The following is a 10,517-nucleotide window of genomic DNA, read 5'->3' on the forward strand; positions in this document are numbered from 1 at the left end:
CGACACTGGGGGACGGCCGGTTAGCCGTGGCCGGATGATGCGCCTAGCATCAGCCTGACCGAACAAAAGGACTCCGAGGACCTCAAGTGCGCTTTCGTCTGACCCCCAGGGAGACGAGCTTCTACGACATGTTTTCCGCCTCCGCGGACAACATCGTCACGGGCTCGAAACTCCTGATGGAACTGCTCGGGGCGGACGCCTCCGCCCGGGCCGAGATCGCAGAGCGCATGCGGGCCGCCGAACACGCCGGTGACGACGCCACTCACGCGATCTTCCACCAGTTGAACTCCTCCTTCATCACGCCGTTCGACCGCGAGGACATCTACAACCTGGCCTCGTCCCTCGACGACATCATGGACTTCATGGAGGAGGCCGTCGACCTGGTCGTGCTGTATCAGGTCGAGGAGCTCCCCAAGGGTGTCGAACAGCAGATCGAGGTGCTGGCCCGGGCCGCGGAGCTGACGGCCGAGGCGATGCCGAACCTGCGGACGATGGACAACCTCACCGAGTACTGGATCGAGGTCAACCGGCTGGAGAACCAGGCCGACCAGATACACCGCAAGCTGCTCGCCCATCTCTTCAACGGCAAGTACGACGCCATCGAGGTCCTGAAGCTCAAGCAGATCGTGGATGTGCTGGAGGAAGCGGCCGACGCGTTCGAACATGTGGCGAACACGGTGGAGACCATCGCCGTCAAGGAGTCCTGAACTTCGTGGACACCTTTGCGCTGGTCGTGACCATTCTGGTCGCGCTCGGATTCACGTACACGAACGGCTTCCACGACTCGGCGAACGCGATCGCCACGTCGGTGTCCACGCGGGCGCTGACTCCGCGGGCCGCGCTCGCCATGGCCGCGGTGATGAACCTCGCCGGTGCGTTCCTCGGGAGCGGGGTGGCGAACACCGTCAGCAAGGGGCTGATCGCGACGCCCGAGGGCTCGAAGGGGATGGGCATCCTCTTCGCCGCGCTCGTCGGGGCCATCGTCTGGAACCTGGTCACCTGGTACTTCGGGCTTCCGTCGTCCTCCTCGCACGCGTTGTTCGGGGGGCTGGTGGGGGCCGCGCTCGCGGGCGGTACGAAGGTGCTGTGGTCCGGGGTCGTGGACAAGGTCATCATCCCGATGTTCCTGTCGCCGGTCGTCGGTCTGATCGGCGGCTATCTGGTCATGTGCGCGATCATGTGGCTGTTCCGGCGGGCCAATCCGCACAAGGCCAAGCGGGGGTTCCGTATCGCGCAGACGGTGTCCGCGGCGGGGATGGCGCTCGGGCACGGTCTTCAGGACGCCCAGAAGACGATGGGTGTCGTGGTGATGGCGCTCGTCATCGGCGACGTCCAGAAGTCGGACGATCCGATTCCGGTGTGGGTGAAGATCGTCTGTGCGGTGATGCTGTCGCTGGGGACGTACGCCGGTGGGTGGCGCATCATGCGGACGCTCGGGCGCAAGATCATTGAGCTTGATCCGCCGCAGGGGTTCGCCGCGGAGACGACGGGGGCGTCGATCATGTTCGCCACGGCGTTCCTCTTCAAGGCGCCGATCTCGACCACGCATGTCATCACGTCGGCGATCATGGGGGTCGGGGCGACGAAGCGGGTGAACGCGGTTCGCTGGGGTGTCGCCAAGAACATCGTCATGGGGTGGTTCATCACGATGCCGGCCGCGGCGGTGGTGGCTGCCGCCAGCTTCTGGATCGTGGACCTGGCGTTCCTGTAGGACGCCGGACGCGGCACCAACGCTTCTCGCCCCCGCCGCCCCTACCCGACCCATCCCCAGGGGCTCCGCGCCTTCCACCAGGGCTCCGCCCCCGGACCCCCGATCGCCCGAAGGGCTCGTCCTCAAACGCCGGACAGGCTGAGTGATACGGGCCGGGGCGAGGCTTTCAGGGGCGCGGGGAACTGCGCGCCAAGCCCCCACCGGCCGGTAGCCGAAGAACGTCGGGTGAGTGGGGGATGCGGGGCGGAGCCCCGCTTCTGGGGGCGCGGGGAACTGCGCGAGCGACCCCCACCGGCCCGCAGCCGGAAGACTCCCCGACCGGCCCTCCCTCGTCCCTCGTCCTTGTAGCTCGTCGAAGACGAGCGGGCCCGCCCCCGGGAGCCAGGGGCGGGCCCTTCTCGTCCTCACGGTGGCACCGCCATGCAGCACCGCGAGGGGTATGGGGGAGGACGGCTCAGCCGAAGCGCCCGGAGATGTAGTCCTCCGTGGCCTGCACCGACGGGTTGGAGAAGATGCGCTCCGTGTCGTCGATCTCGATGAGCCGGCCCGGCTGGCCCACCGCGGCCAGGTTGAAGAACGCGGTGCGGTCGGAGACGCGCGCGGCCTGCTGCATGTTGTGCGTCACGATGACGATCGTGAAGCGCTCCTTCAGCTCGCCGATCAGGTCCTCGATGGCGAGGGTCGAGATCGGGTCCAGGGCCGAGCAGGGCTCGTCCATGAGGAGGACCTGCGGCTCCACCGCGATCGCCCGCGCGATGCACAGACGCTGCTGCTGGCCACCGGACAGACCCGAGCCGGGCTTGTTGAGGCGGTCCTTGACCTCGTTCCAGAGGTTCGCGCCCTTGAGGGACTTCTCGACGACGTCGTTCAGCTCGGACTTCTTGTACGAGCCGTTCAGACGCAGGCCCGCCGCCACGTTGTCGAAGATCGACATGGTGGGGAAGGGGTTGGGGCGCTGGAAGACCATGCCGATCGTGCGGCGCACGGCGACGGGGTCGACGCCCTGGCCGTAGAGGTCCTCGTCGTCGAGGAGGACCTTGCCCTCGACCCGGCCGCCGGGGGTGACCTCGTGCATACGGTTGAGCGTGCGCAGGAACGTCGACTTGCCGCAGCCGGAGGGGCCGATGAACGCCGTCACCGAGCGCGGCTCGACCGTCATCGAGATGTCTTCGATCGCCTTGTGGGAGCCGTAGTAGGCGGTGAGACCGCTTACGTCGATTCGCTTGGCCATGTCAATCACTGCTTCTTTCGAGGGGGATGCTGCTGGTCGCTGATATGGCCGCGTCAGCGACCTGTCTTCGGTGCCTTCCAGCGGGCGATGCCGCGGGCCACCAGGTTGAGGATCATCACGAAGGCGATCAGGGCGAGCGCCGCCGCCCAGGCACGGTCGTACGCCGCGTTCGAACCGGCGCTGTTCGCGTACTGCTGGTAGATGTACAGCGGCAGCGAGGCCTGCGCTCCGGAGAACGGGTTGGTGTTGATGAAGTTCGTGCCCCACACCAGCAGCAGCACCGGGGCGGTCTCGCCCGTGATGCGTGCGACGGCGAGCATGACACCGGTCGTGATGCCGCCGATCGAGGTCGGCAGGACCACCTTGAGGATCGTGCGCCACTTGGGCACGCCGAGCGCCAGGGAGGCCTCGCGCAGCTCGTTCGGTACGAGCTTGAGCATCTCCTCGGTGGAGCGGACCACGACGGGCATCATCAGGATGGCCAGGGCCAGCGAACCGGCGAAGCCGAAGGGCTGCAGGTCCAGGATGAGCATCAGGCTCAGGATGAACAGACCGGCGACGATCGAGGGGATGCCCGTCATCACGTCGACGAAGAAGGTGATGGCGGTGGAGAGCTTGCCGCGCCCGTACTCCACCAGGTAGACCGCGGTGAGCACACCGATCGGCGCCGCGATCAGGGTGGCGAGGCCGACCTGCTCCAGCGTGCCGACGATGGCGTGGTAGATGCCGCCGCCGGGCTCGGAGTCCGCGACCACACCCATCGAGTGGGTCAGGAAGTAGATGTCGAAGACCTTCACACCGCGCTTGACGGTGGTCCAGATCAGGGACGCCAGCGGGACGACCGCGATGAGGAAGCAGACCCAGACGAGGCTGGTAGCGACGCGGTCCTTGGCCTGGCGGCGACCCTCGACGCGGGCGGCGATGCCGTACGTACCGAGGACGAAGAGAATTCCGGCGATCAGGCCCCACTGGACCTTGCTGTCGAGACCGCCGGCCAGGCCGATGGCCACGGCGACCACGACGGCGCCGACAGCGATCGCCCACGGCGACCACTTCGGCAGGGTCGCGCCGCGCAGGGTGCTGGGGCGCTTGTCCGTGGCGGGTGCTGAGTGGCTCATGCGTTGGCCCCCGAGTACTCCGCGCGACGGGCGATGATGACCCGGGCCGCGCCGTTGACCAGCAGGGTGATGACGAAGAGGACGAGACCGGAAGCGATCAGTGCGTCGCGGCCGTCAGCGGTCGCCTCGCCGAACTTGCTGGCGATGTTCTGTGCGAAGGTGCCGCCACCCGGGTCGAGCAGGCTGGCGTTGATGTCGAAGGTCGGCGAGAGGACCGTGGCGACGGCCATTGTCTCACCGAGTGCGCGGCCGAGACCCAGCATCGACGCGGAGATGACGCCGGAGCGGCCGAAGGGAAGCACCGACATGCGGATGACCTCCCAGCGCGTGGCGCCGAGGGCCAGCGCGGCCTCCTCGTGCATCTGCGGGACCTGGCGGAAGACCTCGCGGCTCACGTTGGTGATGATCGGCAGGATCATGATCGCGAGCAGGATGCTGACGGTGAGCATCGAGCGGGGCGCGCCGCCCTGCCACTCGAAGATGCCGGTCCAGCCGAGGTACTTGTCCAGCCAGCCGAAGAGGCCGGTCATGTGCGGCACCAGGACGAGGGCGCCCCACAGGCCGTAGACGATGGACGGCACGGCGGCGAGCAGGTCGATCACGTAGGCGACCGGGCCGCTCAGCCTGCGCGGTGCGTAGTGCGTGATGAACAGCGCGATGGCGACCGCGACGGGGACCGCCAGGGCCATGGCGATGATCGAGGAGACCACCGTGCCGAAGGCCAGGACGGCGATGCCGAAGACCGGCGGGATGGTGTTGGTGTTCCACTCGAAGGTGGTGAGGAAGTTGCCGTGGTCCCTGCTGATCGCGAGCGAGGCGCGATAGGTGAGGAAGACCGCGATGGCGGCCATGATCACCAGCAGGAAGATGCCCGACCCGCGGGAGAGACCGAGGAAGATCCGGTCACCGGGTCGGGTGGCGCCGTGGCTCGCGCTCTTCTGCACGGCCACGGAAGGCTGAGGGGTGGGGGGAGGTGCTTCGTCTGTGTTCTGTGTCGATATGTCCATCGGGATCTCCGGTCTGCAGAGCCGTACTCGGTGTGCGGCTCCTGGCGGCGGTGCACCGGACGGTGCGGCCCGGACCTGTTCGGAGCCGGGCCGCACACTCAGGTCAGCTCAGGCCCGCGATGGTGGTGCGGACCTTGGTGATGATGTCCGCCGGGATCGGCGCGTAGTCGATGGAGGAGAGGACCTTCTGGCCGTCCTCGCTCGCGATGTAGGTCAGGAACGCCTTCGTGGCGGCCAGGGTGTCCGACTTGTTGCCCGTGTCGCAGACGATCTCGTACGTGACCAGGGTGATCGGGTAGGCGCCCTCGGCCTTGGTGGCGCGGTTCAGCTCGAGCGAGAGGTCCTTGCCCGTGCCGACGACCTTGGCGTCCGCGATGGCCTTGGTGGCGTTGTCGACGGTGGCGTCGACCGGGGCGCTGGCGCCCGTGTCGATGCTGGCCGCCTTGATGCCGTCCTTGGCGAACGACAGCTCCATGTAACCGATGGCGCCGGAGGTCTGCTTCACCTGCTGGGCGACACCGGAGGACTGCGGAGCGGACTGGCCGCCCTTGGCCTGCCAGGCCTTGCCGCCGGAGTACTTCCAGTCGGCGGGGGCCGCGGCGATCAGGTACTTGGTGAAGTTGTCCGTGGTGCCGGACTCGTCCGAGCGGTGGAACGCCTGGATCTTGAGGTCGGGCAGCTTGACGCCCGGGTTCAGCTTCGCGATCGCCGCGTCGTTCCAGTTCTTGATCTTGTCGTTGAAGATCTGGGCGATCGTCGAGGCGTTCAGGACCAGCTTGTCGACACCCGGGACGTTGAAGCCGACCGCGATCGGGCCGCCGACCATCGGGAGGTCGATGCCCTGGCCGCCGCCGGTGCACATCTTCTTGGAGGCGGTGACCTCTTCGGGCTTCAGCGCGGAGTCCGAGCCGGCGAAGGCGACCTGGCCCTGGGTGAACGCCGTGACACCGGCGCCGGAGCCGCCGCCCTTGTAGTTGATCTGCACGCCGGAGCAGGCGGCGCTGAACTCCTTGACCCAGGCGTCGATCGCGTTCTTCTGCGCGGACGAGCCGTCGGCGAGCAGCTGGCCCTTGGCGTCGTCGCACTTGATCGAGCTGGCGGAGCCCGTGGTCGAGCCGCCCGTGGCGCTGCTCTTGGTGCCGGTGTCGTCGGAGCCGCACGCCGTGAGGGCCAGGGCGCCGGAGACGGCGACAGCACCGAGCGAAAGGGCGCGAAGCCGGTTCTTGCGCTGAAGCTTCACTGTTGGGGTGTTCCTTCCAGGAGCCGCCGTCTGGGTGGCGGCGTGCGAAGTGTGTGTCATGCGGAAGCCGCACACAGGAGGCGTTCCGCACCGGGTAAGGCCGAAATTAGGCAGATCAGGTGAAGGCGTCGACGGTCGTAAGTGAACGGGGGGTGAACCCCTGTGGGCGGTGCGGTGAGGTCACGGAACGCTTACGTCGAGGACACGGGCGGATCCCGATCAGGGTAACGGTGTGTGACGAGTCATGTGCGTATCCGCTCGAACGTAGCCCCCGCGCCGTGGCGGGTCACATCGGCCCGGCCGCCGCGCCGGACCGGCCCAGATGCAGCACGCTCAGCAGGGCGTCCACCAGGTCGGCGTCCCTGGGCTGGGTCAGGCGGTCGCGGGCCGCGGCGGGGGAGAGCCACAGGACGCGGTCGACCTCGTTGTTCGGAGTGAACCGGCCGTCCGTCGCCTCGGCCGCCCAGTAGCGGACCTCCTTGGGCCGGCCGGCGACGGGATAGCGAACAGTGGGCAGGGCGGCGCCCGGGGCGGCGGTGTACCCCGTCTCCTCCTCGACCTCCCGCAGCGCCCCCGCGAGCGGTTCCTCGCCGCGCTTGAGCTTGCCTTTCGGATGCGACCAGTCGTCGTACTTCGGCCGGTGGACCAGACATATCTCCAGCTCACCGCCGAGTGGCGAGCGGCGCCACAGGACGCAGCCCGCCGCTCGTACGGCCTTGAAGGTGTCCTCGGTCATCGGGCCTCCCTCACGGGGTGCGCACGGCTTCCTTCTGCCAGTTCTGCTGGAACGCGAACCGTGCCGCCTCCACCTCGTGCCGCTGGTCGGCGTGGAGCACGCCGAGCGCGTACGCGGTGGCCGGGGCGATGCGCGGGGTGCGGGCCGCCGACGCGGCGGCCGCGGCCGCCTCCGCCGCGTCCCGGTGCCGGGTGAGGGCCTGGCCCGCGCGGAGCAGTCGTACGTCGATGGGGGCGTCCTCTCCGTAGAGGACCTCGCACGCGTAGCGGTGCAGGCGCAGCAGCAGCCGGACCTGGTGCCAGGGGGCGTCCTGGGGTTGGGGTGCGGTGTCCGCGGAGAGGCCGTGCACGAGGGCCTCGGCGTTGTACGGGTGGCCCGCGGTGACCAGGGGCAGCGCGGCGACCGCGTCGGTCAGCCGGTCCGTCGCGGCGGCGGCCAGCGGGCGCAGGTCGGCCGTGGTGGCCGCCGGGGTGAGCGGCACCTCGCTGGCGAGCACGGCGACGCTGTCCGCGACGGCGTGGAAGCGAGAGGAGCCGAGTGCCTGGAGCGCGGCCGAGTGGGCCCGGGTGCGGGCCAGCGTCAGCTGGCGGTCGAGCAGTGCGCCCGCCTTCGCGGCGCCGACGGTCAGACTGCCTTTGGCCGGCGCCCCGGTGTTCCCCGCGGTCTGTGCCGGGAAGCCGGCCGCGCCCGAGAGCCGGTTCAGTGCGCCGAGGAGCCGTTCCAGGCGGGCCGCGTAGGCGTGCTCACGGGCCAGGGTGCCCGAGAGCCACGCCAGTTCGGGCCGCATGCCCTCCGACCAGTCCGTGTCGAGCATCGGTCGGAAGGTGTGCAGGGTGCCGCTGATGCGGCGGGCCGAGCGGCGCAGGGCGCGCGCCGCGTCGACGGATTCCCCCGGGCCGTACCCCCCCGAGCCGTACTCCCCCGTTCGCGAAAGGTCTCGCGACACGTTTCGTGACACGTTTCCCGACACGTCTCGCGCGTCGGTTCGCGCCTCCGTTCTCGGCTTCGCCCGGGCGGCGGCACCCGCTTCGGGGCCGTTCTCCCGGTGCTGTCGCAGAGAGCGGAGGAACTCCGTGGCCTGGGCCCTCAGGTAGCCCGCGAGGGCGTCCCCCGACACGGGCCCGGCCGGGGAGTCGGTGGGGGGTTCAAGGTGTTGCTGTGCCACGCCGGCGCCTCCGGGCGTCTATGAGCATCTCCTGGACGTTGCGCAGGGGTTGGCCGTCCGCGTCGGTCGAGTGCCGGGTCCACTCGCCGTCCGGGCCCAGGTGCCAGGAGGCGGTGGTGTCGGACATCCCGGTCTCGAACAGCCGGTTGAGGGCTGCGCGGTGGGCCGGGTCGGTGATCCTGACCAGGGCCTCGATCCGCCGGTCCAGGTTGCGGTGCATCATGTCCGCGCTGCCGATCCAGACCTCCGGCTCTCCGCCGTTGCCGAAGCCGAAGACGCGGGAGTGTTCGAGAAAGCGGCCGAGCACGGACCGTACGCGTATGTTTTCGGACAGGCCCGTGACGCCCGGCCGGACCGCGCAGATGCCGCGCACCCACACGTCGACGGGCACTCCGGCCTGGGACGCGCGGTACAGCGCGTCGATGAGCGCCTCGTCCACCATCGAGTTGCACTTGATGCGGACGTAGGCCGGGCGTCCGGCCTTGTGGTGCTGGACTTCCTTGTTGATCCGCGCGATCAGGCCGTCGCGCAGGGACTTGGGAGCGACGAGCAGCCGGCGGTAGGTCTCGCGGCGTGAGTAGCCGGAGAGCCGGTTGAAGAGATCGGACAGGTCCGCGCCGACCTGCGGGTCGGCGGTGAGCAGGCCGAGGTCCTCGTACAGCCGGGCGGTCTTCGGGTGGTAGTTGCCGGTGCCGACGTGGGAGTAGCGCCGGAGCGTCTCCCCCTCCTGCCGGACGACCAGCGACAGCTTGCAGTGGGTCTTCAGCCCGACCAGCCCGTACACCACATGGCAGCCCGACTCCTCCAGCTTGCGGGCCCACTTGATGTTGGCCTGTTCGTCGAAGCGCGCCTTGATCTCGACGAGGACGAGGACCTGCTTGCCGGACTCGGCGGCGTCTATCAGCGCGTCGACGATCGGCGAGTCGCCCGAGGTCCGGTACAGCGTCTGCTTGATGGCCAGCACGTCCGGGTCGGCCGCCGCCTGCTCCAGGAAGGCCTGTACGGAGGTGGAGAAGGAGTCGTACGGGTGGTGCAGCAGGACGTCGCGCTCGCGCAGGGCGGCGAAGATGTCGGGCGCGGACGCCGACTCGACCTCGGCCAGGTCGCGATGCGTTCCCGCGATGAACTTCGGGTACTTCAGTTCGGGCCGGTCGAGGGCGCCGATGCCGAAGAGGCCGGTGAGGTCCAGGGGACCCGGCAGCGGGTACACCTCCGCCTCGGAGATCTTCAGTTCCCGTACGAGGAGATCGAGGACGTACCGGTCGATCGACTCCTCGACCTCCAGACGCACCGGCGGCCCGAAGCGGCGCCGCATGAGCTCCTTCTCCAGGGCCTGGAGCAGGTTCTCGGCGTCGTCCTCCTCGACCTCCAGGTCCTCGTTCCTGGTCAGCCGGAAGGTGTGGTGCTCCAGCACCTCCATGCCCGGGAACAGCTCCTCCAGGTGCGCCGCGATCACGTCCTCGATGGGGACGTAGCGGTTCGGGGAGGCCTCCAGGAAGCGGGAGAGCAGCGGCGGGACCTTGACGCGCGCGAAGTGCCGGTGGCCGCTGACCGGGTTCCGCACGACGACCGCGAGGTTCAGGGACAGACCCGAGATGTACGGGAAGGGGTGCGCGGGGTCGACCGCCAGCGGGGTCAGCACCGGGAAGATCTGGTGCCGGAAGAGGGTGAAGAGGCGGGCCTGCTCCTTCTCCGTCAGTTCACTCCAGCGGACCAGGTGGATGCCCTCCTCCGCGAGCGCGGGGGCGACGTCCTCCTGGTAACAGGCCGCGTGCCGGGCCATGAGCTCGCGCGAGCGGGCCCAGATCATCTCCAGGACCTCGCGGGGCTGCAGGCCGGAGGCGGACTTGGTGGCCACGCCGGTCGCGATGCGGCGCTTCAGTCCGGCCACCCGGACCATGAAGAACTCGTCCAGGTTGCTGGCGAAGATCGCCAGGAAGTTCGCCCGTTCGAGCAGGGGCGTGCTCGGGTCCTCGGCGAGCTCCAGCACCCGCTCGTTGAACGCCAGCCAGCTGCGCTCGCGGTCGAGGAACCGGCCCTGCGGCAACATGATGCCGTCCTGCACCAGGTCCTCGTAGGCGTCGAGGTCGGCGTCGATGTCGGGCTCGAGGTCGGAGACGTTCGCCGCCACGGTGTGCGGGCGGTGGGCGGCTATGGAGCCGACGGAGGGCTGCGGGTGCTGGACCGGTGCCTGGGCGCTGGGCTGGTTCATGGCCCCATTCTTCCGCGCCGGGAGCGAGACCGGCGCGTCGGAGAGCGCGAGCGGCAGCGGGGTGAGGCGGATGTTCCCGTTCCGCGGCCCCGGCACC

General features: G+C 69.2%; 9 protein-coding genes. 2 read left to right on the plus strand and 7 right to left on the minus strand.

What is annotated here, in order from left to right; genetic code table 11:
• The first annotated feature begins 86 nt into the window (after positions 1-86).
• Positions 87-707, plus strand: a complete 621-nt coding sequence (locus OG819_RS14865; protein WP_054232360.1) for a DUF47 domain-containing protein — start codon at positions 87-89, stop codon at positions 705-707.
• A 5-nt stretch (positions 708-712) separates the two neighbouring features.
• Positions 713-1,711 carry an inorganic phosphate transporter gene (locus tag OG819_RS14870; protein ID WP_266433082.1) on the plus strand — a complete coding sequence of 333 codons (999 nt, stop codon included), beginning with the start codon at positions 713-715 and terminating at the stop codon, positions 1,709-1,711.
• Between the two features lie 454 nt (positions 1,712-2,165).
• Here OG819_RS14870 and pstB read toward each other — a convergent pair whose 3' ends face one another.
• The 7 genes from pstB to OG819_RS14905 all read right to left on the minus strand — a co-directional run bounded on the left by pstB (position 2,166) and on the right by OG819_RS14905 (position 10,420).
• Positions 2,166-2,942: a phosphate ABC transporter ATP-binding protein PstB gene (pstB, locus tag OG819_RS14875; protein WP_266649781.1), complete on the minus strand. Its 777-nt coding sequence runs from the start codon at positions 2,940-2,942 to the stop codon at positions 2,166-2,168.
• Positions 2,943-2,995: 53 nt separating this feature from the next.
• On the minus strand, positions 2,996-4,060 hold the full coding sequence (pstA, locus tag OG819_RS14880) for a phosphate ABC transporter permease PstA (RefSeq protein WP_266649783.1): 1,065 nt from the start codon (positions 4,058-4,060) through the stop codon (positions 2,996-2,998).
• On the minus strand, positions 4,057-5,067 hold the full coding sequence (gene pstC, locus OG819_RS14885; protein WP_266649785.1) for a phosphate ABC transporter permease subunit PstC: 1,011 nt from the start codon (positions 5,065-5,067) through the stop codon (positions 4,057-4,059). Before pstC ends, pstA begins: the two co-directional genes overlap by 4 nt.
• Positions 5,068-5,170: 103 nt before the next feature.
• Positions 5,171-6,307, minus strand: a complete 1,137-nt coding sequence (gene pstS, locus OG819_RS14890; RefSeq protein ID WP_266649787.1) for a phosphate ABC transporter substrate-binding protein PstS — start codon at positions 6,305-6,307, stop codon at positions 5,171-5,173.
• Between the two features lie 286 nt (positions 6,308-6,593).
• The gene (locus OG819_RS14895) at positions 6,594-7,043 is read right to left on the minus strand and encodes an NUDIX hydrolase (RefSeq protein ID WP_266649789.1); all 450 of its coding nucleotides are present in this window, start codon (positions 7,041-7,043) and stop codon (positions 6,594-6,596) included.
• Positions 7,044-7,053: 10 nt separating this feature from the next.
• On the minus strand, positions 7,054-8,208 hold the full coding sequence (locus OG819_RS14900; protein ID WP_266649791.1) for a CHAD domain-containing protein: 1,155 nt from the start codon (positions 8,206-8,208) through the stop codon (positions 7,054-7,056).
• Positions 8,189-10,420 carry an RNA degradosome polyphosphate kinase gene (locus tag OG819_RS14905; protein ID WP_266626028.1) on the minus strand — a complete coding sequence of 744 codons (2,232 nt, stop codon included), beginning with the start codon at positions 10,418-10,420 and terminating at the stop codon, positions 8,189-8,191. Before OG819_RS14905 ends, OG819_RS14900 begins: the two co-directional genes overlap by 20 nt.
• Positions 10,421-10,517 lie beyond the last annotated feature (97 nt).

It is taken from the genome of Streptomyces sp. NBC_01549 (genome assembly GCF_026339955.1).
Lineage (GTDB): Bacteria > Actinomycetota > Actinomycetes > Streptomycetales > Streptomycetaceae > Streptomyces.

Excerpts from the sequence above, each read along its gene's own strand:
- pstC (WP_266649785.1), bottom strand. The coding sequence starts at position 5,067 with ATGGACATATCGACACAGAACACAGACGAAGCACCTCCCCCCACCCCT.
- pstB (WP_266649781.1), bottom strand. The coding sequence starts at position 2,942 with ATGGCCAAGCGAATCGACGTAAGCGGTCTCACCGCCTACTACGGCTCC.
- OG819_RS14895 (WP_266649789.1), bottom strand. The coding sequence starts at position 7,043 with ATGACCGAGGACACCTTCAAGGCCGTACGAGCGGCGGGCTGCGTCCTG.
- pstA (WP_266649783.1), bottom strand. The coding sequence starts at position 4,060 with ATGAGCCACTCAGCACCCGCCACGGACAAGCGCCCCAGCACCCTGCGC.
- OG819_RS14905 (WP_266626028.1), bottom strand. The coding sequence starts at position 10,420 with ATGAACCAGCCCAGCGCCCAGGCACCGGTCCAGCACCCGCAGCCCTCC.